The following is a 23,771-nucleotide window of genomic DNA, read 5'->3' as shown; positions in this document are numbered from 1 at the left end:
ACAACGCCTGCCGGTCCGGCACCCGCGGCCGGCCCGCCACCAGCTTCGGCCCCGGCTCGGGCAGCAACGGCTCGATGAGCGACCACAGTTCGTCCGACACGATCCACGGCCGCGACTGACGCTTCCCCACGCCCCGACCAACGAGCAGACCAGCGGACGGTTACTTGATCAACAACTTCTGTTAGGACCTCTCAGAGGGTAATTCACCCAAGCCGGGCGTCCCAAGACGGTTGAAGCCGGCGAGGCGCGGCGAGACGACGAAGGGGAAGGATTCGCCATCGGGGGTCTTGAGCGCCGCCACGATGTCATGGTCCGGTGCACCGAATATCTCGAAGTGCTGCACGGTGCAGTGGTCCATTACCTCGCGGATGCACGGATCCGAGAGCCGCCAGTGGGCGCGGATGGCATCGGAGTCGCGGTAGAGCTGGAAGCTGTGCGCCAGCATCCGCTCCTCGTCGATGAAGACCTCGACCATGAGCTGAGGGCCGTGCTCTTGAGAGAATGCCACCGCCTGCGCGATGGCGCGCCGGAAACCGTCGAGGTGACCGTCCGTGATGCGCATGGTATTGCGGAAGAGAATGGTGCTGCTCTTTGTGATCTCCATGCGCCGAGTGTTGCGCCTCAACCAAGGTTGAGGTCAAAGGTGCAGCCCAGCCGGGGAACCGGCGACGACACTGAGGCTGCTGATGAAGCCCAGGCGGGCCGCCTCGCGCTCTTCTCCGGCACGGAGGACCGAACAGCACCTCCCACCCGAGCCCAGCGACGAACCGAACATTAAGTCACAAACCGGCCTCTGACGGCTTGATGGTCCGGGATACCGGCATCGGCAGCATGCCCCAGGTGCTCGCCGGCCTGCTCGACGCCGGTGACTTCACGCAGGTTCTCCATCGACTCGACGAGGAGTGACCGTCCCCCACTCCTACTCTGAAACGATCAGTAATCCCCGCGACGCTCCGTCGCCCCACCTCTACGATCGTTCAAAGCGGCAGATGAGCAGGGTAGGACAAGCATGGACGACGACATCGGAAGCGGCGGGACAGCAGCAGTCTGCCTGATCCGGGGAACGCCCCTCACCGAGGCTTTGGACACCGTTGATCCCCGGGCTTGGACCGCGCTCGATGTGGGCGTCCGACAGATCCTCCGGTACGGGCATGCGCTGCTGCCGGACGAAGACCGGACCGCGGTGCTGCGCTCCGGCGCATCCAGTGACGCCGCACTGCGGACGGAGGCGTCTTCACGGCAATCGGCAACCGGCCGCTTCCGCCGCTGGGTCACTGCCCGTTTCCACCATCCGGTCGGGAGAGTGGAACCGGCCGCCGAACTCGGGCACCTTTCGTACAGCCAGCCCGAGGCAGACAAGACCTGGGACGAGAGCGCGAGGCAGGGTGCGCAGGCCCGGCTCGCTCTCGCGCTGTGTCATCCGGACGGGCGGGTACGCGAGGCCGCTCTGGAGGGGGCCGTGGAGCATCCCGTGCTCCTTCCGCTGCTGGCCATACGCGCCGGCGACTGGGCCACGCCCGTGCGGGAGCGGGCCCGGAGGTTGCTGGGCGAGAGGCTCGATGTGGAGACCGCGGTCGCCCTTGCGCCGCTGATCCTGCGCGTCGGCCTGCGCGAGCGGGGCGCCTTCGGGCTCGAACTGCTCGACAGCACGCTCCGCCGGGCGCCGCGCGAGCGGCTGCTGCCCCTGCACACCCACACCGACCGCACCGTACGCCGGTTCGCCTTCCGGCTGAGCATTGAGGAAGGGCTCCTCTCTCCCGGCGAACTGGCCCGCCGCGCCGCCTGGGACGACGACGCGGTCGTCCAGGGCCTGTGCGCCGACGCCGCTCTGGCCGCCATGACGGACGGAGGCGACTGGGACGAGGTGCTGGAACCGCTCCTGGACGCGCGCAGTCCCCGGGCGCGGTCGGCCGGGGTCACCGCGCTGCGACGGGCGGAACGACCCGGGTGGGCGATGGAGTTCCTCAACGACCGGTCCGCGTTGGTGCGGGCCTGCGCGCGGTACGTCATACGCCAAAACGGCAGGGATCCGCTGCCCTGGTACCGGGAGCGATGCGCGGACCCGGCCGACTCGACGATGCCGCCCGGTGCGGTGATCGGGCTGGCGGAGTGCGGGGCACGCGTGGACGCGGAGCTGCTGTGGCCACTGCTCACCCATCCGGCACCGACGGTGCGGGCACGGACGGTGGCCGGGCTGCGCACGCTGGACGCGACCGACGTCGCACGGCTGCTACCGCTGCTCGACGACCCGGCACCCGGCGTCGTACGGGAGACGGCCACCGCGCTGCTCCCGTTCGCCGGAACACTGCCCGCCGGGCTGCTGACAGTGCGCCTCGGCGCCGCGCGGCCCCGGCCGGTCCGGGTCGCCGCATTCCGGCTGCTCAACGCCCGCGGCGGGATCGTCGGACTGCGGGCCGCGGTCGCCCTGCTGGACGATCCGGACGACAAGCTGCGCGCGTGGGCCGGGCAGTCGGTGCAGCGCTGGCATCCGGGAGCGGACACCCCGCGCGGGGACGCGGAAGTGGGCGAACTGCTGAACCGCTCCCGCCATCTCTTCAGCGACCACGTCCTTCAGCGGCGCAAGTGGGAAGTCGGACTGTCCAGCTGACCTGATGCCGGACACCCCGCAACCCCAGGGCGCCCGGCACCGGCCCGGGCGCCAGCGGTTGTAGTACATGAACGCGCTGTGGGGCGTTGTCACGTTGGCTGATCGGTGAGGATGATCTCCTGGTTGATCAGCCTGGGAAGGGTCGTCCATGGGGCCGTGTCGCCGTCGTACAAGAGCCACCGGTATCCGGTCGAGGTCATCTCCCACTGCGTGTGGCTGTACCACCGCTTCCCGCTGTCGTTCCGCGAGGTCGAGGAGCTCATGCTCGAGCGCGGGATCGCCGTCTCCTACGAGACGGTGCGCCGCTGGTGCGCCAAGTTCGGTCAGCAGTACGCGAGCGCGCTGCGCCGCCGGCAGCCCCGCCCTGGTGACACATGGCACCTGGACGAGGTCTTCCTCAAGATCAGCGGGGAACGGAAGTACCTGTGACGGGCTGTCGACCAGGACGGCAATGTGCTGGACATCCTGGTGCAGGACCGCCGGGACAAGGCCGCGGCCAGGCGCTTCTTCCGCCGCCTGATGAAGAGGACTCACACGGTGCCGCAGGTGATCGTCACCAACAAGCTCCGCTCCTACGGCGCCGCCCACCGCCAGGTCATGCCCTGCGTCGAGCACCGGCAGTCGAAGTACCTCAACAACCGGGCGGAGAACAGCCACCAGCCAACGAGGCAGCGCGAACGCGCGATGAAAGCTTCCGCTCCGTGGGCGGAGCCCAACGATTCCTGTCCGCGTTCAGCGGCATCTCGCCCCACTTCCGCCCCCGCCGCCACCTGACGACCGCACACGACTACCGAGCCGAGATGGCCATCCGCTTCGCGATCTGGGACCAGATCACCGGCACTGTCGACCAGCCCACCACAACCTGACCACAGTCCCAGGTCGCGGGCCCACATGCCGCGACGCACCATAAAACCACCACACGTCCAACAACGTGACAATGCCCGGAGGTGGCGTGCACGGACGAGCGCGTCCACTACTACGACCAGGAGGCCGTGGAGGCGTTCTGGGCGGCCTGGCAGGAGGATGTCGGTACCGGTCGGCTGCGGCGTGCGGGGCGGCCCCGCGGAGACGGGAGGGGCAACCACGGAGGCGGCTGGGGTCGCGCCCGACGCGACCAGGCCGTCGCCACCGCCCTCGAGGAACTCAAGCACGCCGGCGGCTACCAACGCGGCATGGCAGCCCGGCTGGCGCGTGAACACGGCGGCAGCGAACGCAGCTGGCAACGCGCCATGGCCGAAGCCCGCATCCTGTATGCACACGAGGACGGCCAAGGCCAGGGCCAGAACGTGGAACGAGACCAGGACGTGAAACAGGAAGCCGGCGCCGCCCAGACCACGTCCTGACGCACCGAGGGGACACTGCCGCGCCACACCCCTTCCGCCCGCATCCCGCCTCGCCGTCCCTCCTGACCTCTCCCCCGTGCCATCCTCTCTCGCCGCTGCCGCTCCCTCTCCTTCCCACTCTCTCCTTCTCTTTCCTACATGTCGGGCTGCCGACCAACCCCGAACAGGCGTGGTGAGCTGCGGGAATGTGGTCCGGAGGGCGGGGTGCGCGGACGGATGCGGGAGGGGTTGTCGGCGGGGATATCGGCCCGGTCCACGGCGGTGTTGTCGCAGCATGACCGCGGTCGGGTCCTGGCGGTCGACGGTCTGGTCGGGGCCGACTGCTGATCTGCCTCATATGCGCGAGGCCCGAGATGGAGCGGCACTGGTGTTCGGAGTGTGTGGCGAGTCGTCACGGCTGCGTACCGGCTGATCTGTTCGGGTTCCTGGTGGGGCTGGTTCGGGGCATTCTCGCTTCACTGTGACGGGTGAAGGGGGATGCCGGTGCGCGGGGCGAGGCCGGTTGGGTGGGCGGGCGTGCTGGTCCGTTGGGTGCTGGTTGCGGCGTTGGCCGCCTTCCTGGGGGCGGTGGTTTGGGCGGTTGCCCGTTTCGGGCTGGAGGCGGCGGATCAGACGGCCAGTGTCGTCGGCGGGAGCGCTGCGCTGCTGAGCCTGCCGATCTCCCTGTATGCCCTGCGCGCGTCTGGTGGGGCGGAGGCCGGCTCGTCGGCAGGCAGTGCGCCGACGGCGCGGGAGTGGGTGTCAGCCGCCGCGGTCAGCGCCTCCTTGCGGCCACCGGTACCGACGGCGCGGGTGCGGGGCCGGGACAGCGAGCTCGCCCTGCTGAACCATCTGGTACGTCGTGGTGGGGGGATGGCGGTGGTATGCGGGGCCGGCGGGTTGGGCAAGACCACCCTCGCCGCCGAGGCCGCCCGTCAAGCGCAGCAGGCGCGGAGGGTGGTGTTCTGGGTCCGCTGGCAGGACGACCCCAGCCGACTGGCTGAGGACCTGACCCGGATCGCGCAGGATCTGGGGCTTGCCGAGGAGCGGTTGGAGGCGGCGCGGCGGGGGCAGGCGGTGCTGGTCGATGTGGTGTGGGAGCACCTGGCGGCGGTGAGCGGGTGGGTGGTCGTCGTGGACAATGTCGACACTCCCGCGCGCGTCGGGCCGGGCCGGGAGGCGGTGGCGTCCTATCGGGGGTGGCTGCGCCCCGACGGGGCCGGACTGTTGATCGTCACCAGCCGGGACACCTCGGTGGGCACGTGGGGACGGCGGGCGCAGCTGGTGCATCTGGAGCCGCTCGAGGAGACGACCGCGGCCGCCGTTCTCACCGATGCGGCGCCGTCGGCCGGCAGTGAAGCGGAGGCGCGGGCGCTGGCGGTGCGGTTGGGGGGTCTGCCACTGGCGCTTGAGGCAGCCGGCCGCTTCCTGGCCACCCCGACGAGCCGCTACCGCAGCTTCGCTGCCTACCGTGAAGCGCTAGACCGGGAGTTCGGTGATCTGCTGGGAGCCGAGCATCCCCAGGCTGCCGATCCGGAGATCGCCCGCAGCGTCGTGCGGCACACCTGGGACCTGTCCCTGACCCAGCTCCACACCGACGGCTACACCCTCGCCCGCCCGCTGCTGCATCTGCTGGCTCTGCTGGAAGCCGCCCCTGTCCCCCGCTCCCTGATTACCCCCGCCCTCCTGGCCGACGCCACCGGGCAGGACGTCACCGCCACCGCCCTGGACGCCGCGCTGGCCGGGCTCCACCAGTACGCCCTCCTCGGCGCTCCCCGCACCACGGCAGACGCACCAGCCGGGGACGGCGCGGCGGTCAGCGTTGGTCAAGTGGTCCTGCATCCGCTGGTCCGCGAGGTCATGGCCCTTACCCCCACCGGCACCGACCCCGCCCCCTGGTACACCGCCCTAGACGCTCATCTCACCCAGGCCGTGAACGACACCGTCCACGCTGGCCGCGCCGGCTGGCCCACCGCCCGCCTCCTCACCCCTCACCTCCCAGCACTCCTGAACCGCACCACCGACCACACCTTTACCTCAGCCCACAACACACTCAACGCCCTCGCCGACGCGCTGCATGAAGCTGGCGCCTTCACCGAGGAACACCTGCTGCACCAGCACATCCTGGACATCGGAGTACGCCGTCTCGGACCCAACTACCCCGACACCCTCACCAGTCGCCACAATCTCGCCACCGCACTGCGGGGTCTGGGCCGCTATCAGGAAGCCGCCGATCTGCACCGCCAAACCCTCACCGACAGCGAACGCATCCTCGGCCCCCACCACCCCGACACCCTCACCAGCCGCAACAACCTCGCCACCGCACTGAACGACCTCGGCCAACACCAAGAAGCCGCCGAACTGCACCGCCAAACCCTCACCGACCGAGAACACACCCTCGGCCCTCAGCACCCAGACACCCTCACCAGCCGCAACAACCTCGCCACCGCACTGAACGACCTCGGCCAACACCAGAAAGCCGCCAACCTCCACCAGCGCACCCTGACTGACCGAGAACACACCCTCGGCCCCCACCACCCAGACACCCTCGCCAGCCGCAACAACCTCGCAGCCGTGTCGACTAATCTCGGACGGCACCAGGAAGCCATCGACCTGCATCGCCGAACCCTCACCGACCGCGAACGCATCCTCGGCCCCCACCACCCAGACACCCTCACCAGCCGCAACAACCTCGCCCGCGCGGAGGCCGCAATGGCACAAGCAGGGAGCGGCTGGTGGTCGAGACTGCGTCGACGTGGTCGGCCGTAGGTAGTGCATGCACCGTGATCTGGTCTGTTGGGTATGCCGTCAGGCGTAGGGCGTGGATACACGGCCAACGCGCGGCCGAGTACAGGCCGCCCTGCTCCCCCGGGTCGTACACCGCCCGCCCTCGTCCGTGTCGTTCCCCCCGCTTCTGGTGGTGAGGTGGTCATGGGGTGCGTGCAGGGGAGGTCGGGCTCTCGACCACGGTCAGACCAGTGTGGTGACCTGCGGATACGCGAGTCGTTCCTGGGCAAGTACGGGCCGGTGTTGGCGGGGAGGCCAAAAGGGGTTGTCGGCGTGGTCGGGGGTGGTGTTGTCGCATCGTGGCCGTGGTCGGGCCTTCGTGGTCGGTGGTCTGGTCGGGGCCGGCTGCTGACCTTCCTCATACGCGCGGCGCCCGATACGCAGGGGTGCCGCTGGATGAGGGAGCCGACGATGGCGGACGTCGACACGGGCGGTCGGGACCGGCTGGCGCTGGCGGTGCTGGTCCAGTACCGGATGGCCACCACCGAGCAGATGCGCCTGATCATCTCGCCCGGCGTAAGGGTCGAGCAGACACTGCGGCGGTTGATGAAACTGCGCGAGGAGGGCCTGGTCGATCGCATCACCCTGCCCCAGGCCGGACGCACCCAGGTATGGCATCCCACCCAGTACGGGGCGCAGATCGCCTCCGAGTGGCCCGAGCTACGCAGCCGGCGTCCCCTGCGGGGCGCGGTGGACCGGACCGCGGTGCGGCTGAAAGTCGGACACGGGCTGACCGTGACCGAGACCGCGCTGGCGTTCCTCCAGGACGCCCACCACCGCGGCGACCTGTGCCGGCCGCTGGACTGGATCCCCGAAGTCCACCACCCCCTCGGAGGCGGCGAAGCCGTCATCCCCGACGCCCTCCTCTACTACCAACGCCGCCCCACGGACGGCACGAACCGTACGACCGGCATGGACAGCGCGGACGGCGGCAACGAGGACAGGAACGGTGTCAGGGGCGGGGTGATGCTGCGGGCGTTCGTCGAAGTCGACCGGGCCACCATGGGACCCGAACGCCTCGCCGCCAAACTGTCTTCCTACGCCCGGCTCCACAGTTACGCGCCCGTACCAGTCGTGCGGCAGCGACAACCACCCTTCCCCGAACCAGCACAGGAGACCTGGCGCCAGCGCTACCCCCTCTTCCCCCGCCTGCTGTTCGTCCTCGACGGCACCAGCTCCACAGGCGTCGAGACCCGTATCAACGCCCTACGCGCCGCCACCCGAGGACACGAACTCGCCGCATTCCTGCGCGAGGTCCCCGTCCTCGCGGCCCCCATGACCGACCTGCTCCAGCACGGCCCCACCGCACCCATCTGGCGGCCCACCCACGACCCCGACCGGCAGGGTCGACTGGATGCACAGCCGGAACTCCTAGCCGCCATGGTCAGGGCTACGGTCAGGCATTGCGCAGACCCCGACCACAACCGCCTGGACCCCGACCATGAGGCCTACCACCGCAGGCCACAGCATTGCGCAGCCGAGCGCGCAGCGATTGCGCAGCCGCACCTCCGGCACGACCACCAGCTGCGCAGCGCGTCCACCAGATGCCGAACACTCCCGCGAGTGCGGGGAGTAGCAGATGCCGGAGGAGGGGAGGCCGGAGCGGCCGGGGACCATCCCCGCGGGTGCGGGGCAGAAGACGCGGCGTCCCTCTCCAGCTTAAGGGTGGTGTCGGCCTGGTGAACCTCCCCGGGATCGGTGCAGGCTCTGTGCATTGGCTCCAGCCGCCGGTTGGGGTGGGAAGAGGGCGAGCACACCGCAACGGTGCTCCACCAGGAGATCGTCACCAAGGGCTACCGCAGCCACTACCAGCGGGTCAAGACGGCCATCGCGCCGCTGCGCCGCGGTTTGCCGATCGACACCCCGCGCAAGCGGCCGCCCTCACCCCGCCAGATCGCCCGCTGGATCACCACCGCGCCATCCCGGCGCGGCCTGCACGCTACCGAGGCGCTCGGGCGGCTGCTTGAGCACTGCCCGGAACTGAACCGAACCCACAACCTGGTACGGCAGTTCGCCGCCATGCTCGAAGCCCGCGACGCCGCACCATTACCCGACTGGCTTGAGTACCTCTCAGCCTCCCGCCTCCCGGCCCTGGCCAGCCTGGCCAACGCCATCCGCGAGGACCAGCTGGCGGTCGTACAGGGCATCACCACGGTGCTCAACTCCGATGTTAACGAAGGCCGCATCACCGGTCTGAAGCTCTAAAAACGGATCATGGCCGGTCGCGCTGGAGTCCCGCTACTCCGCCACCGAGTCACCTTCATGGCCCTACTCCGACGCCGCCATGGGTGACGGAGCGTCACGGGCACACGAAAACACACCCCAGCTTCACGAAAATCTTGCCAGGGCCCTGAACGTGCTCAACCCCGTACAGGTGAACGTGCTCAGTTGATGATGCGCTGACCACGGGTTCTCGTCAGCCCGCAGTGGAGGGTCGACAGCGTCAGACGGCCGGGCACTTCTCATGCCACCTTGATGACAACTTTGCCCGAGGTGTGACCGTTCTCGACGGTGGCGAGGGCGGCCGGGGCGTCGGAGAGCGGATGGACCGCGGTGATCACGGATGCGAGGAGTCCGTCGAGGGCCAGCCGGGCCGACCGCTCCAGGTTCTCGCGGTCGACGCGGCGCTCGACGAAACGCCCACCGAGATCGGGCACAGACATATCACCCACAGCGATGACGTTGCGGGGATCCTGGGCCAGCGGAGCGACCGTCCGCAGCGAGGTGCCTCCGGCCAGGTCGACGATCCCGTCGAAGCCGTCCGGAACCAGCGCGCGTGCCGCGGCGGCGACGTCCTCGGCGGTGTAGTCGATGAACCGCACCCCGATGGCCTCGGCGTGCTCGCGTTTGGCGGTACTCCCGGTGCCGATCACACGCAGCTCGCGCCCGATGGCCAGCCGGGCGACGGCGAGGCCTACCCCGCCCCCGACTCCGTTGACCAGGACCGTGGCACCGGCCGGGAGGCCGAGCTGGTCGAGCACGTCCACCGCGGTCGTCCCAGCCACTGGCAGCGTTGCCGCCACGGTCGCGGACAGACCCTCCGGGATGCGTGCGGTGTTCGGCGCGGACAGCACCGTCGTCTCGGCGTAGGTGCCGCCACCGGTGAGTGCGAAGCCGAAGACCGCGTCACCCACCTCCAGCCCGTCGACGTCCTCGCCCCGGGCGAGAACGGTTCCGGCTGCCTCCATGCCCAGCACGCGGGGAAACGGACGCCCGCCGTCGAGCCCGTCGACCAGACCCGAGCGCAGAAGGTGGTCGAGGGGATTCACGCCGGCCACGTCGACCCGGATCAGCACCTCGCCGCGACCGGGGACGGGGTCGGGACGATCGAAGAACTCCTGCACCTCGGGTCCGCCGTACCTGCCGAAACCCCACGCCTGCCCCATCTTCCGCCGCCTCTCGTATGACCGCCCCGGTGATTCCGGGGTTGTCGCCATCCTCACCTCTGACATTGATGTGAGGGGCAACCGGCTGAGACGCAGATCACAGCATCAGGCCGACTGCGCCACCGGTTCCGGGGCCGTGGACAGCTCCGCCCGGTGTCGGCTGTTGGCCCTGATCAGCACGTCGAGTGCCTCCCGGGTCTCGATCAGGTGCGCGATGTCGGCGTCGATCCGGTCGCGCTCGCGCATCATCGCCGTGAACGTCTCCTCGGCGACGCCCAAGTCACCCGGGACGTCCACACACGGCAGCACCGTCGCGATCACCCTGCTGGACATACCCGCGTCGAACAGCTGCCGGATGAGTGACACGCGCTGGACCGCAGCATCGGAATAGTGACGCTGCCCCGCGTCGGAGCGTGAGCTGGTCAGCAGGCCCTGCTCTTCGTAGTACCTCAGTGAGCGCGGACTCACGCCCGTGCGCTTGGACAACTCGCCTATCCGCATCCCTGAGAGCCTACGCCCGCGTGCTCCAGGTTCAGACCGCCGTCGAGTCATGGACGCTCGCGGACACCCCCACCACCGCAGGACTGTCGCCAGGTCCCCCGACCGAGCACGTTCGCCTGCACACGCCTGAGCACTTTTCCCGGTACGCCGACACGCCTGCCACAGCGTCCCCCAGCTGCAGAACCTGCTTGATGAGTGGCTGGTGCACTGCCACCACCGGCCCCATGAAGGCCTGCGCCACCCGCCGATGCCCAGGAAGGCCCTCACCCCGAATCAGATGCGGGCCGCGCTCGCCGCCGTCGCCGGACACGTGCCCGTCCCGTTGACCGGCCACGACTACCTCGAACTGCTGCCCCCCTCCCCGCCCGCCACGGCACCCGCAGCCCCTTCACCGACGTCATCACCGGCATCGAAAACAACCTCGACCTCACCCACCACAGACCCGGTACTCCCCGCCACCCTCCCTGCCTCCACCAGCGCACCGCCGGCCGCATCGGATCCCTCACCCGACTCATCCGCCAAGCCGCCATCACCGCCATCACCGCCATCTGCGACGGCACCGAACGCATCACCAAACGATCACTCGAAACCATCCGTCTCGACCACCTCGCGGAAACCCACCACCACCCCCGCACACGAGACCGCCAACCCACCACCCCGCCGGCACAAACAGCGAGGGCGCGCACTGCGCACCCCACCCCTCCAACGCCCCCTCTTCCTGGGCCCGGAGCATCCTGCGCCACAACTCCGCGACGTTCCCGCCCGCCTCCGCGAGGACCTCCCGCACGGAGGCAGCCGGCAGGACGACGGAGGTGGCGCGCATGGGAGCCGTGCCGCCGTAACACGGACAAGGGTTCCTCAATCGGGCGGATCGGTCCGGTCCGGGGTGGTCGGCCCGCCCCGCGCCCGTCGCCCCCGGCCGGGCGCGAGGGGCCAACGCCCCCTCGCACGTCACCCGTTGCGGGAGTACCACGCCAGGCAGCGGCGCCACACCACGAGACCGGACAGTACGGCCAGCAGGGCGACCAGCGGTGCCAGATGGACCAGCAGGGGGGAGACGGGAACCGTGTCGGCGTGGCCGGTCAGCCATGCCGCCGGGTAGTAGCCGGCGAACGCGATCGGGATGCCGAACGTGAAGGCGCCCTGGAGGACCGCCGGGAACACGCTCAGCGGGTAGTTGCCGAAGTTGCCCGCGGTGTTGTCGAGCCAGAAGAACAGGGACTCACTGCCCCGGAACCGCAGCACCAGACCCGCGATGTGCAGGTTGAGCCCCAATTCGATCACCGCGGCGGCGGCGACGGCGACCACCAGGAAGCACACAGCGGCCGGCGACCAGGTGATGTCCAGGAGGGACAGACACACGGTCAGCGATGCTCCGGCCACCACCAGGTCCCCCAGGGCGTTGATCGGCGCCTCGTACGTGAACACCTGGAGCAGCACCGGTGCCGGGCGCGTGCGGAAGGCTTCGAAGCGCCCCTCCCGCAGCAGGTGCGGGATCAGTCCGAGATTGCCGAAGAACAGCATGTACAACCCGTGTCCGAGCATTCGGATGCTGCTGATCAGCAGGATCTCCCCGAGGCCCCAGCCGCCGAGGGAGGGGAACCGGCTGAAGACGACCGTCGCGAAGAGCAGCACCGTGATCTGGTAGGTCACGCCGTTCGCGACGGCCATCGCGAAGTCCGCCCGGTTGGCGAGCTGGCTGCGCAGACCGGCGCGCATGATCACGGCGGCCAGCCGCAGCCTGCCCACCCGGCGGGCGGGCGCGGCGGTGTCAGGAGTCGTCGTCATCCGCGTCACCCTCCCAGCACGAGCAGCCGGCGGGCCGCGCGCTGCCACATCACGCGGCTCAGCAGGGCCAGTACGACGCACCACAGGGCCTGCTCGGCGACGTACGGCCAGCAGTCCGCCGCAAGGATGCGCCCCGTGTACAGCGAGACCGGCACGTTGATGGTCGCGGCGAACGGCAGGTGGACGGCGAGGGCGCGCAGCCAGTCGGGGAAGAACCACAGGGGGATCAGTCCGCCGGACAGCAGCAGTTGGGCGAAGGCCGCCAGCCGGTTCACGCCGAAGGAGGTGATGGTCCAGAAACTGGTCAGGTCCACCAGCAGGCCGATCTGGTAGAAGACGACCTGGCCGAGTCCGTAGGCCAGCGCGGTGACCGCGGCGGCGGCCGGGGACGGCGGCAGCGCGACCAGCCCGCAGGCCACGCCCACCGCCAGGCCGGCCAGCAGCCAGGCCGTGGCGTACAGGCTCTCGCCCAGGCCGCGCCAGGCGCAGTAGCGGCGGGCGGAGAGCGGGCGGACGAACCAGAACACCACCGATCCGTCACGGATCTTGCTCTGCGCGGTCTCCTGCGAGGCCCCCTCCATGATGACCCGGCCGGTCCCCATGAGCGTGGCGAGCACCGAGTAGGTGATGGCCTGGGACATGTCGAGGCCGACGACCGTCTCGCCGCTCTCGCCGTACAGCGCGCGCCACAGCAGCACGTACAGGAAGACCTGTGTGAGGATCACGAAGGCCGTCGCGGCGATGCGCGGCCGGTAGGCCCATTCGGTGCGCGGCACCAGAGTCATGAGGCGGTGGGCGCGGGGGGACGGCCACGACACCGGGTCGGACGGGCCCGCCGGCTGGTCGGTGAGGCTCATGTGGCCACCTCGGCCGCATCGGTCGCCGGCTCGGGGCGCGCGCGCCGGTGCAGGGCGCGCAGGACGTCCTCGGCCGTCGCCCCCTCGTAGCGCACCGAGCGGACCGGGTGCGCGGCGAGCAGCTCGGCGGTGACCTCCGCCCGGTCCGCCCCGGGGAGCGGTCTGACCCGCGCGGTCGCTCCCTCGACCGACACGACCGTGGCCCGGACCAGGTCCAGCGGCGGCGGTGGCGTCTCGAACTCGACGAGGAACGACTGCTCGGCGTCGGCGGCGACGGCCAGCCGGTCACGCTGCCCGTCGTGTACGACCCGCCCGTGGTCGATGACGACGATGCGGCGGCACAGTGCGTCGACCTCCGCCATGTCGTGGGTCGTCAGCACCACCGAGTGGTCGCCGGTGGCGGCCAGCCGTGACAGCAGCTCCCGTACCTGGTCCTTGACCATGACGTCCAGGCCGATGGTCGGCTCGTCGAGGAAGAGGACCCGCGGCCGGTGCAGCAGGGCGGCGGCCAGGTCGCACCGCACTCGCTGTCCCAGTGAGAGGAACCGCACCGGGGTGTCCCAGAACTCGGAGAGGGTGAGTACGTCGTCGAGCTCGGTCAGGGTCTCCCGCCAGACTCCGTCGGGCAGCCCGTAGACGTCGCGGAGGATGGAGAAGGAGTCCCGTGCGGGCAGGTCCCACCACATCTGTGTGCGCTGCCCGAAGGTGACGCCCATGTTCCGGGCGTTGCTCTCCCGGTCGGCGTACGGGTCGAGCCCGCAGACCCGGACCGTGCCGGCGTCCGGCAGCAGCAGGCCCGTCATCAGTTTGATCAGGGTGGACTTGCCGGCCCCGTTCTGTCCCAGCAGCCCGACGAACTCGCCACGTGAGATCCGGAGCCGGACGTCGTCCAGCGCGACCGCGCGTTCCGTCGGCCGGCGGAAGGGGCGGCGGATGCTCCAGGCTCCGGCGGCGCCCCAGGTGCGGAACGTCTTGGTGACACCAAGGACTTCGATCACCGGCTCGGCACCGCTCATGATGTGCTCCCGGACGGCGCCGGGCCGGTGCCCGCGACTGTGGCGTCCTGGGCGCCCCGCAGCACCGCGGCCTCCACCAGCGGGTGCAGCAGCTCCCCCACGGCCGCCAGCCAGCGCACCGGGACGACGCGGCGCAGCGCGCCCGGAACGAGTGTGGCCAGGGCCGTACGAGCGGCGGGCCGTGCGGGGTCGGGGAATCTGCCGTCGGGCGCGCCGAGGTCCCGGCTGACCACACCGAGCGTGTAGGCGGTGGTCCACACCTCGGCGAGCAGGACGTCACTGACCCGGTCGTGCACGAACGCGCGGTGCGGGAGGGTCTCCAGCGTCTGCCGCAGCGCTCCCACGATCTGCTCATGTCCGATACCTCGTCGCGCGAGGGCTTCCTCGGCCGGCACCCGGCGCCAGCCGTCGGGGGCGGCGGGGTCGTGCAGGTAGACCACGGCCAGCTGTTCCCACCAGCAGAAGTACGGCACGGCGGTCATCGCCGGGAGGACGGAGCCGCCCGGGTCGGCGGCCGGGGACAGACAGGCGGCGCTGCGCGGGCCCATGATGTCGTTGCCCACGAGGCTGGGCGGATTGGCGTGGTCGACCGGTCCGGCCACGGGGACGAGTTTGTCCACTCCGCGCAGGTGGTCGAGGAGGGTGACGTCGTCGGTCGCCTCGGGCGTGGCCTTGGCGGCCGCGTACTCCTCGAAGCCGAAGGCGAGTGGTGCGGGCAGGACCAGGGCCACCGACGGCAGGTAGTCGTCCACCACGGGTGCCCAGGCGTGGCCGAGCAGCGCGGCGGCGCGGACGGCGTTCGCGGTGCGCGAGCCCCATTCCGTGAACAGGCTCAGGGACGCCCCCGGTTGCGCCGCGGTCAGTGCGGCGACCGTGCTCGCGAACCCCGGGAGCGGCAGTGCGTCGTCCTGGACGACCAGGTGGTGCGTGGCGCCCGGTGCCACTGCCTGCCAGGCGCGGCGGGCGGTGCGCAGCGCCGACGGGGGCCCCTCGGGCTCCGGGTCGGTGACGATCCTCGCGGCCAGCGCGGGATGGGCCTTGCTCAACGCCTGTGCCGCCGCCCTGCGGTGCGGGTGAGCCATGATCACGGTGGACAGGAGCGGGTCTGGGGGGTGCGGTGTCATTCTCGGGTCTTTCTCGTCGGCGGCGAGGTCGGGGGCTGGAGTCGGGGGTGAGGGGGTGAGGGGGTGAGGGGGTGAGGGGGCGGTGAACGGGAGGAGCACCGGTGCGGGCGGGCGTGGTGTGGGGGTTTTCAGGCCGTGTCCGGGCTCGGCTCACCGTTCGGTCTTGCCGAGGGCGGGCGGGGCACCGCGTACGGCCCGGTACAGGTGTCCGAGCGGGCCCGCCCAGTGCAGCAGCGGCTGGAGCAGGAAGGCCGGTACCAGTGCGAGAGCCGACGGCCACGTGGGCGTCTCGGTCCGTGCGGCGGTTCCGCGATGGGCGGCCAGCCATTGACGGGCCTTCGTCACGCACCATGTGGCGTGCAGCACCGTGTACGCGCACGCCGCCGCGACCCACACAAGCAGCGCACCGCCCGAGCCGTCGGCGACGAGGGCCGTGATCGCGGCCAGTACCACGGCGGGACCGCCGAACCACCATGCCGTGTCGAGGCCTTCCTTGACGAGCACGACGGTGTTGCGCGGCCGGAAGGCGCGCAGCACCGGATCGGTCAGCAGCCGTCGGCACCCGGCGATCGAGCCGTGGGCCACGAGCGCGTATGCCTTGCCGAGCGCCTGGGGCCGGGGGTAGCGGTCGACCAGGTTGAACACGGGCAGTACGTCCATGACGGCACCGGTGGTGGACAGTTTGTAGCCGACGAGCAGGTCGTCGACCGGTTCCTCGTACATGCCGATGGACACCAGGGTGTCGTGGCGGACGAACAGCCCGGCGCCGATCCCGTACACCACCGGCTCCGCGAGTGCCGTGAGTCCCGCGGGCAGTCGCGCGGAGCGGATGCGGCGCCGGGCCAGGATGCGGTACGCCTCCACGCCCGTGCGGCGGCGAAGGTCGGCCAGGGCGTGGGCGCGCATCAGCACGTCCGTGCCGCCGTGCCGCGCCGCGTGCGGCCGGCGCAGCTGGAGCGGAAGTTGCTGAACCAGGTGGGGTGTGGGTCCGTCGCCCCGGGACACGGTGGCCGCCAGCTGCTCCAGGCTGCCCAGGTCCGGCTGCGAGTCGGCGTCGTACAGCCCGACGTAGGTGTAGGCCGGGTCGGCGTCCGGCGGGAGCAGGCCCGGCAGTTGTTCGACGGCGTGCACGAGCTGACTGCTCTTGGCTCCCTCGTCCGTGTAGTGCAGGTGGTGCAGACCGACCCCGGGGTGGCCGGCCGCGATCGCCGGCAGCAGAACGGCGGCGACCTCACGTGTGGTGGGGACGGCGTCGATCTCGGCGCGCAGGGTGCCGGCCGGGTCGCTGGAGGCGCGGGTGCGCCGCGCGGTCTCCGCGGCCCGTCCGGACGGCACGATCCCGGCGAGCCTGGCGGCCGCGTCCTCGGCGTCTGCCTTGACCAGAGCGGCCGCCAGAGCGGGTACCCGTGCCGCCACGGCGTGCCGCTCCCGTTCCTCCCGCTGCGTGGTCACCACGACGACATGCAGCAGACCCGGCGGGTACGACAGCCCGGCCGCCGCCCGCACCACCTCGGCCAGCAGTTCCTGTTCGCGAAGGGCCGGCACCAGCAGGACGACGTGCGGCGCCGGGTCGGCGGCCGGCACGGTGCGCTGCCGTCGCCGGTCGAGGACGCGGGCGGCGAGCGCCGCTCGCACGCTGAGCAGGACCCCCCACGACAGGACGCCCCACAGTACGACGAGTGCGGCCGTGGTCATGAGGGCTGGGCCTGTCCGGGCGGGCCGTCCGGCGCGGACAGGTGCCGGTGCCCTCCTTCGGCGCGGGCCGCCTCGCGCAGCGCCCGCACCGGTGGATACAGACCGGCGGCCCAGGTCACCACCTCGGCGGGTGTCAGGCTCTCCGGGGCGCCGACCGGGATGCCCTTCAGCAGTGCGGGCAGCCGGGTGCCCAGGCCGAGCGGCACCGAGAACACGGCCTCGCCGGGTGTGTCGACCGCGGTGAGCGTCACCCGCAGGTCGCCTTCCGTGACGGCCGGCACCACGCGGACGAGGTCCAGCTCCGCGGACCGGGCCAGCACGTCGCCGCCCGGCAGGGCGGGCACGTGAGATGCGCCGGGTGAGGTGTGCCGGCGCCCCACGGTCATCTCGACGATCGTGTCGAAGAACCGGTTGGGGAACCGGCGGTACTGGCCGCGCAGCAGATGCCGCCGTCGCGGCAGCGCCGGATCGGTGTGCCGGGCCACCCGGTCGACGCGCGGGGCGGTGTCGTCGTCCGTCACCCTCACCCGTAGCTCCAGCGAGGTGTCCAGGGAAAAGGAGTAGTCGTCGCCGTCGCGGTGCACGCTGCGGGCGTCCTTGCCGATCTTGACCACGATCGTGTCGTGGAAGACCTGCACCTCGTCGTTGTACCGGCGGTCCCCGTACTTGTACTCGACGGACCGCAGTGTCCCGTCGGCGTGGAAGTTGGCGAGGACCACGGGCCGGCCGGCGTTTCGGGGCTCGGGGCCGAAGACGGAGAAGTGGGCGGCGCCGACCAGCGACAGTTTCTGCTGGTTGCGGTCGAGGACCTCCAGCGCGTACCGCTGGGGATCGGTCACCCCGAACAGCTCGTTGGCGAAGGGGGCGTCCAGATCGGGTGCGTAGACATACAGGTCCCGGTGCGCTCCATGGCCGTCCCACGGGCGTGCGGTCAGCTCCTCGCCGAGGCCCGCCCGGTCCTGGAAGGTGTGGAAGGAGTACGCGTCCGGATAGCCGTCCGGGTCGCGGCGCCGCGGAGGGTGGACGACGAGGTGCCTCAGGCAGACGCTGCTGCGCCGCACCTCTCGCAGCTCGTCCGGCGGGCCGGGGGGCGCGGTGTCCCCGGTCCGCCGGGACCGTGACGGTGAGGGCGCGCGGAGAGCGGCGGCGAGGGCGGTGCCGAAGGCGTCGATGTGGGTGCGGGTCAGGTGGGGCATGGCGTAGAAGTGGTGGAAGAGCCGGCCCTTGTCCGTGCCGTCCGGCGCGGTCCACGGCAGTATGTTGCCCACCAGGCGGTAGTGCTCGGTGAGTTCGGCGGGCAGGCGGCCGCCCTCGTGGGAGAAGCCGGCGACGACGACGGTGTTGCCGGGTGAGGGCAGCACCACCGCGTCGGGATCTGCGGCTCGTATGGCGTCGGCCAGTCGGTCGCGTACGGCGAGACAGTGGCGGAACACCTGCCGGTAGCCGTCCGCCGCCACCCCGAAGACCAGTGACCACAGAGCGGCGGCCATCGCGCCGGACCGTGACCCGGTGATCGTCTCGTCGAGGAAGCCGGACATCGGGGCGGGCACCGCGCCATGGCCCATCAGGCCCTTGCGGCACAGGAAGACCCCGCAACTGTAGGGCATCAGGCCGGACTTGTGCGGGTCGAGCACGATCGAGTGCACGTGCGGGCTGCGGAAGTCGAAGGCCACTTCCGGGGCGGTGAAGGGCAGGATCATGCCGCCGTGCGCCGCGTCCACGTGGTGGAAGAGCCTCAGGTCGCCGCCGTCCGCGGCCCGTCGTCCGAGTATGTCGGCGATCTCGTCCACCGGGTCGACCAGGCCGGTGTTGTAGTAGCCCGCGGTGGACACCACGATCACTCCGGTGCGGTCGTCCGGCGATCCCTGTGCCGCGAGATCGTCCAGCGCGGCCTCCACCGCCGCGGCCTCCAGCCGCCAGGACGGGCCCGCCGGGCAGAGCCGCAGTTCGACGTCGAGGATGTCCGCGGCCTTCGCCACGGAGTGGTGGGTGAGCGTCGACGCGAGGACGACGACCCGTGAGGCGCCCGCGGCACGCAGCGTGTTGCGGCCTACGCGCAGCCCGGCGAGGGTGCCCTCGTTGGCGCCGCTGGTGACGTACCCGTCGGCGGCGTCGGCGTGCAGGAGCCCGGCGAGTGCGAGGACCGCCTCCCGCTCGAGGCGTCGGGTGCCGCGGACGCCGTCGCCGAAGCGGGTGTGCACGCCGACGTTGTTGGGGTTGCGTGCGGCGAAGCGGCCGAACGTCTTCAGGGCCAGGTCGTGCGGTGCCGTCATGGCGAAGCCGAGCCGCACCGGGTCGTCTGGAGCGTGCCAGCCGGGCACCTCCGCGAGGCGGGCGTCCAGCAGGGCGTCCAACTCCTCCTTGGGCAGCGGTGTCTGAGGGAAGGGGTCGGCCTCGGTCGAACCGTCGTCCAGGTCGGCCATGTCAGTTTCCCTCCCGCCGCAGCACGCAGCGAAGGACGGCGCGGGGACCGACGTCCAGGTCACGGACGTAGGTGTGCACGTCGCCCCGGGCGGCCAGCCCGGCCGCGGTGAACGCCGCGAGCACCTCGTCGACGGGCAGCAGCATCATGGGGATGCCGTCGGGCAGCAGGTACTGGCCGTCCTCCGTGCCCGCGCGCAGCATGGGATCCAGGGTCTGGCAGGTGAAGGTGTTCAGGGCCAGCAGCCCGCCGGGACGCAGCACCCGGGCCAGTTCGGTGACCGTCGCCGCCCACTGGGTCCGGTCCACCGCGTTGTGCAGGACGCCGTAGCACACCGCGAGGGCGAACGTTCCGTCCTTGGCCGGGATGTGGTGTGCGGGGCTTGGCCGGACCGAGACGCGGTCGGGCGGATACGCGGCCGTCCTGGCCCGGGTCGTCTCCACCATCTGCGCGTGCAGGTCGACGGCGAGGACGTCGAAGCCCCGTTCCAGCAGGGCCAGGGTGTTGCGGCCACCGCCGCAGCCGACGTCGAGGGCGGGGCCGTCGACGGCTGTGCTGTCGAGCAGGTCGGTCAGATAGGGCTGTACGTCGAGGGAGCGGAACTCCGTGACGGTGCCGGGATGGTTCCAGTAGGCGGCGGCCCGATCGGCGGCCGCGGTCACGTCGGTCATGGGACGAGCCCCGTTTCCTCGTAGGTGCCGTTGTGCGGCCGGGCGTGCACGACGTCCATGTCCAGCTCGGCGAAGCGGTCGCCGCACCGGTCGGGGTCGTCGGTAAGGGCGAAGAAGGCCGGGCCGACGGAGGACAGGGCGAGCATGGTCGCCGCCTTGTCGTGCCACAGGGACTCCAGTCCCCCCGCCAGTTCGACGAGGCCGGGATGCGAGAAGGAGCAGTTCTCGATGCTGCCCATCCGGAACCGGTAGTCGAACACGAGGGAGCCGAGCGGGCCGAGGTCGCCGCGCAGCGCGGCCGGCATGGCCTCGTGCAGCATCCGGAACGCGATCGTCTGCGCCCACCGTTCACCGGTCGCGCGGAACCGGTCGAACTGCTCCACCTCGGCGGCCATCAACTCGTCGGTGGGACGCTCCTCCAAGGAGCGCGGCACGCCGATCACCAGCGACAGACGATCGGGCACCGGCACCGACAGCACCACCGTGCTGCGTCCCGCCACGACCTGTACGCCCCCCGGGTACAGACCGGAGGCCGCCGAGCCGCCGATGCACTGCACCGGCGTCAGCAGACCGGGCCGACTGCCGTGCTCCTCGCCGTGGTTGGCGGTGAGATACGGCAGCAGGCCGGCGCGGTCCACCGGACTGCCGTACAGGTGGTTGACCGCCGTGGCGACCGCCGCGATGAGACTGCTGCTGGAGCCGAACCCGGCGTGCACGGGCAGCCGGTCGCTGTCGACACCGATCGCCAGGTCGCACTCCACGCCGAGGGCCGCGCACATGATCCGGGCGGCGTGCTCGACCAGTTCCGGCCGTCGTACCTCCGGATCCAGGACGAGACCGGTGCCCGGCACGAGCCGCCGCACGTGGACGTGGTGGAAACGGGCGACGGAGAGGACGACCTCTCCCGCGTCGTAGATCAGGTTGTTGTCGGCCGCGATCGCCGCCGGTTGCAGCGCCATGGCGTTGAGCCGGGTGGGGTAGCGCACGAGCACCTCGGCGGCGGGGGCCGGCACGGCACCGGGCGGCGTGGCCAGGGGGTGGTGGACGGTGCCGGGGACGAAGGGCTCGAAGCCGACGGGCGCGGCGGGCCGGGTCGACGGTGACGGGGAGGTCATCGAGTTCTGTGGGGTCGTGGAGGTCATCGCTGTGCCCTTTGGGTGGCCGGCTCCTCGGAGAGCAGCCGGTGCCTTTCGAGGGTGAGCTCCGCCAGGTGGTCGAGGGAGTCGGTGGTGTAGCCGCCGCTGCCCAGGGAGCCGTCCGGACGCACGTTCATGTTGGCCTTGGCCAGTTGCAGGTGGGGCAGCCGGAAGCGCAGCACTTCCCGCATCAGCGACCGAAGTTCGGTCAGATTGCGCCGCACCTTGCGACCGCGGGAGCGGTGCCGGGCGGCCTCGTCCACGAGGCGGGGCAGCAGCGGCCGGTGCCGCCGGGCCCGGTCGCTCGCCGCTCGGTAGGCGGCGGGAAGATAGAGGAGGTTCTCGACCAGGTACTGCTCGTACCATTCCTCACGGGGCTCGCCCGGCTCGGGTCTGATCAGCAGGATGTCGACGAGCAGCGGAGTCATCTGCGCCCCGCCCGGCGCGTAGAGCACCTGCCCGCCGACGGTCATGGGCGGGAAGTACGGCCGCATCTCGAAGGAGAACGTCTGTGGAGTGATGGTCCGCTTCACCGACAGCAGCGACTGCGCGAAGACGGTGAACCCGCGGGTGGCCTCGGCCAGCAGCTTGGCCAGCGCGGGATCGTCGACGGGAAGTGTGAGCGTCTGAAGGAGCGCGTCGACGGCGGGGCGCAGGGCGATGCCGGCCGTGCGGACCTCCCGTATGAAGAGGGCTTCCTCGGGCAGTCCGGTGAAGGACCGCACGGCGTCCTGCGGGTTGCGCAGCGCGTAGGTGTAGACGCTGTCCCTGGGCACCTCCTCGGCGAGCGCGCCGAGTTTCAGCAGCGTCTCCTCGGCGGACGGAACCGTCCGGTAGTCGACCCCGTGGCGCTCCAGGGAGGCGAGGACGAAGCCGAGGTCACGCAGGGCCGCGTTGGCGGTCACGGCGTCGTGCACGCGGTCAGGGACCCGGCCGGTCCACAGCCGGGCGAGCGCGTCGAGGCCGGAGACGTCCCCGGCACGGTTGAGGGCCGGCAACCGCGAGGCGTCGCGGGCGGCGTCGAGCGGATCACAACCGGACACATGTGAGTCCAGTTCACGCATGGATGAAGCGAGCAGCACGGAAATTGCAGTCTCCAAAGTGAGGGCCCGGGGCGAGAGCAGCAGCGGCGGCTGCGCGCTCGGACGCCGCCCCGGGGCCGAAGTCGGTCGTGCGGTGCCAACGGTCGTATGTCGCCGTTCGCCGGGCGGTGCCCCTCCGTCACAGGACGCCGGTCAGCTCGTCGAGCGTGCGTACGCGACGCGCGACGGGGCCGGGGGGCACGGTGGAGTCCGGGGCGTCGGTCACCCAGACCGCGGCCAGGCCCGCCGCGCGTGCCGCGGCCAGCCCGGTGTATGAGTCCTCGACCGCGAGGGCCCGGTGCGGGTCGGTGGGAGAGGCGCGCAGCGCCCCCAGGTAGGTGTCGGGAGCGGGCTTGGTCCGCACTCCCGGCCCCGCGCAGTGCACCGAGCCGAAGGCGGACCGGATGCCGAGCCGTTCCAGGTGGCTCTCCACCCAGTCGCGGCCGTTCCCCGAGGCCACGGCGAGGCGGTGGCCCCGCTCCAGGCAGTGTGCCAGGAAGGCACGGACCCCGGCGCCGGCGTCCAGGAGGTCGGCCTCTGCACGGTTGAGCCGTTCGAACTCGTCCCACAGTGCCTGTGTCCGGCGCCGGCCGACCGTGTCGAGCAGGTCCCGGCGCAGCATGTCCCGGTCGAGTGTGCGGTCGGGCCGCACACTGATTCCGCTCCGCAGTTCCAGCGCCTTGTCCGTCAGCAGCCGGCGCCAGACCGCGATGCTTGTTCGTTCCGTGTCGAGCAGTACCCCGTCGAAGTCCAGGACGATCAGCCGGCCTGCCCCACCGGAGTGTTCGATCACCGCTCCCACCGCATTCCCCCCGTCCCCGTGCACGCCGAAGCCGACGGAACACACCGAGGTGCGACCGCCCACTCCGCTCTGTGGTCTGGACCTTTCCGCACCCTAAAGGGCGTGGACGGGTACTTCAACCAGTCCGGCACACACGGGAATCGATCCAGGCCACAGCGTGACGGCGCCCGCGCACCCGGACACCGGGCCGTCAAAGCCGTAGGTGACGTGCCGTCACGGCGGGCCGCGACGGCACGATCAGCGTGCCCCGACAGGACCGCGGGCACGGCCACGCGCAGCGGGCGACCGGCCGCCCCTGAGAATTGACCGGCCCCACGGAGACATCCGGCTGCGGCGTCACGAGACGCGCCGGCATCGGCCGCAGACCGCCGGAACCGATCACCCCGGACAGGCCGGCCAACCCGTTTCCGCATCCGCACCACTGGGCCGCCGGCAGGGAGCGGCCGGGCCAACCCGAGCGGTGACTCGGTCGAGTCGGTGCTCGCCGTGACTTTGGTGGCGAGCACGGCTGCGACGACTCTTCGCGACCGCTTGCGCAGAAGGCGGACGCGAGCTGCCGAGCCGGCCCGACGGC

The 23,771-nt window shown here is 71.1% G+C and carries 18 protein-coding genes and 3 pseudogenes; 7 read left to right on the top strand and 14 right to left on the bottom strand.

Translation table 11 applies throughout. From position 1 onward, the window contains the following. Positions 1-130, bottom strand: a pseudogene (locus ACF1DX_RS27225) (IS5/IS1182 family transposase); the annotation flags it as partial. Positions 131-181: 51 nt separating this feature from the next. Further along, entirely contained in the window at positions 182-604 is a 423-nt protein-coding gene (locus ACF1DX_RS27220) for a hypothetical protein (protein WP_391793761.1), read from the bottom strand. A gap of 405 nt (positions 605-1,009) precedes the next feature. Between ACF1DX_RS27220 and ACF1DX_RS27215 the strand changes: the two genes are divergently transcribed. From ACF1DX_RS27215 to ACF1DX_RS27190, 6 genes and pseudogenes are all read left to right on the top strand, one after another. Further along, positions 1,010-2,608: a HEAT repeat domain-containing protein gene (locus ACF1DX_RS27215; RefSeq protein ID WP_391793760.1), complete on the top strand. Its 1,599-nt coding sequence runs from the start codon at positions 1,010-1,012 to the stop codon at positions 2,606-2,608. A gap of 111 nt (positions 2,609-2,719) precedes the next feature. Then, positions 2,720-3,474, top strand: a pseudogene (locus ACF1DX_RS27210) (IS6 family transposase). 81 nt (positions 3,475-3,555) lie between these two features. Further along, positions 3,556-3,951 (top strand): hypothetical protein, encoded by a 396-nt coding sequence (locus ACF1DX_RS27205; RefSeq protein WP_391793759.1) that lies wholly within the window; start codon positions 3,556-3,558, stop codon positions 3,949-3,951. A gap of 516 nt (positions 3,952-4,467) precedes the next feature. Continuing rightward, positions 4,468-6,699, top strand: a complete 2,232-nt coding sequence (locus tag ACF1DX_RS27200; protein ID WP_391793758.1) for a tetratricopeptide repeat protein — start codon at positions 4,468-4,470, stop codon at positions 6,697-6,699. A gap of 429 nt (positions 6,700-7,128) precedes the next feature. Then, entirely contained in the window at positions 7,129-8,400 is a 1,272-nt protein-coding gene (locus tag ACF1DX_RS27195; RefSeq protein ID WP_391793757.1) for a replication-relaxation family protein, read from the top strand. 81 nt (positions 8,401-8,481) lie between these two features. Beyond that, complete coding sequence (locus ACF1DX_RS27190; protein ID WP_391793756.1) at positions 8,482-8,922, top strand: hypothetical protein; 441 nt, start codon at positions 8,482-8,484, stop codon at positions 8,920-8,922. A 257-nt stretch (positions 8,923-9,179) separates the two neighbouring features. On the opposite strand, the gene ACF1DX_RS27185 is transcribed toward ACF1DX_RS27190, so the two are convergent. Both ACF1DX_RS27185 and ACF1DX_RS27180 read right to left on the bottom strand, forming a co-directional pair. Further along, positions 9,180-10,103, bottom strand: a complete 924-nt coding sequence (locus tag ACF1DX_RS27185) for an NADP-dependent oxidoreductase (protein ID WP_391793755.1) — start codon at positions 10,101-10,103, stop codon at positions 9,180-9,182. A 105-nt stretch (positions 10,104-10,208) separates the two neighbouring features. Beyond that, complete coding sequence (locus ACF1DX_RS27180; protein WP_391793754.1) at positions 10,209-10,604, bottom strand: MerR family transcriptional regulator; 396 nt, start codon at positions 10,602-10,604, stop codon at positions 10,209-10,211. Between the two features lie 148 nt (positions 10,605-10,752). Here ACF1DX_RS27180 and ACF1DX_RS27175 point away from each other — a divergent pair. Beyond that, positions 10,753-10,959 (top strand): annotated as a pseudogene (locus ACF1DX_RS27175) (transposase); the annotation flags it as partial. Positions 10,960-11,555: 596 nt separating this feature from the next. On the opposite strand, the gene ACF1DX_RS27170 reads toward ACF1DX_RS27175, so the two are convergent. The 10 genes from ACF1DX_RS27170 to ACF1DX_RS27125 all read right to left on the bottom strand — a co-directional run bounded on the left by ACF1DX_RS27170 (position 11,556) and on the right by ACF1DX_RS27125 (position 23,188). After that, the gene (locus tag ACF1DX_RS27170) at positions 11,556-12,392 is read right to left on the bottom strand and encodes an ABC transporter permease (RefSeq protein ID WP_391793753.1); all 837 of its coding nucleotides are present in this window, start codon (positions 12,390-12,392) and stop codon (positions 11,556-11,558) included. 5 nt (positions 12,393-12,397) lie between these two features. Continuing rightward, entirely contained in the window at positions 12,398-13,249 is an 852-nt protein-coding gene (locus ACF1DX_RS27165; protein WP_391793752.1) for an ABC transporter permease, read from the bottom strand. Further along, entirely contained in the window at positions 13,246-14,265 is a 1,020-nt protein-coding gene (locus ACF1DX_RS27160; RefSeq protein ID WP_391793751.1) for an ATP-binding cassette domain-containing protein, read from the bottom strand. Before ACF1DX_RS27160 ends, ACF1DX_RS27165 begins: the two co-directional genes overlap by 4 nt. After that, the gene (locus ACF1DX_RS27155; protein ID WP_391793750.1) at positions 14,262-15,347 is read right to left on the bottom strand and encodes a hypothetical protein; all 1,086 of its coding nucleotides are present in this window, start codon (positions 15,345-15,347) and stop codon (positions 14,262-14,264) included. Before ACF1DX_RS27155 ends, ACF1DX_RS27160 begins: the two co-directional genes overlap by 4 nt. Before the next feature lie 192 nt (positions 15,348-15,539). Then, on the bottom strand, positions 15,540-17,084 hold the full coding sequence (locus tag ACF1DX_RS27150; RefSeq protein ID WP_391793749.1) for a hypothetical protein: 1,545 nt from the start codon (positions 17,082-17,084) through the stop codon (positions 15,540-15,542). Continuing rightward, positions 17,081-19,507 carry a pyridoxal phosphate-dependent decarboxylase family protein gene (locus ACF1DX_RS27145; protein ID WP_391793748.1) on the bottom strand — a complete coding sequence of 809 codons (2,427 nt, stop codon included), beginning with the start codon at positions 19,505-19,507 and terminating at the stop codon, positions 17,081-17,083. Before ACF1DX_RS27145 ends, ACF1DX_RS27150 begins: the two co-directional genes overlap by 4 nt. Position 19,508: 1 nt before the next feature. Continuing rightward, positions 19,509-20,177, bottom strand: a complete 669-nt coding sequence (locus ACF1DX_RS27140; protein ID WP_391793747.1) for a class I SAM-dependent methyltransferase — start codon at positions 20,175-20,177, stop codon at positions 19,509-19,511. Then, entirely contained in the window at positions 20,174-21,319 is a 1,146-nt protein-coding gene (locus tag ACF1DX_RS27135; protein WP_391793746.1) for a hypothetical protein, read from the bottom strand. The genes ACF1DX_RS27140 and ACF1DX_RS27135 overlap by 4 nt, the downstream gene beginning before the upstream one ends. Then, complete coding sequence (locus ACF1DX_RS27130; RefSeq protein ID WP_391793745.1) at positions 21,316-22,377, bottom strand: monodechloroaminopyrrolnitrin synthase PrnB family protein; 1,062 nt, start codon at positions 22,375-22,377, stop codon at positions 21,316-21,318. The genes ACF1DX_RS27135 and ACF1DX_RS27130 overlap by 4 nt, the downstream gene beginning before the upstream one ends. A 157-nt stretch (positions 22,378-22,534) precedes the next feature. After that, positions 22,535-23,188 (bottom strand): HAD family hydrolase, encoded by a 654-nt coding sequence (locus ACF1DX_RS27125; protein ID WP_391793744.1) that lies wholly within the window; start codon positions 23,186-23,188, stop codon positions 22,535-22,537. Positions 23,189-23,771 lie beyond the last annotated feature (583 nt).

This window comes from Streptomyces sp. NPDC014676 (assembly GCF_043084105.1).
Lineage (GTDB): Bacteria > Actinomycetota > Actinomycetes > Streptomycetales > Streptomycetaceae > Streptomyces.
The sequence above is the reverse complement of the archived record's forward strand: the minus strand, read 5'-3'. Positions and strand labels throughout refer to the sequence as shown.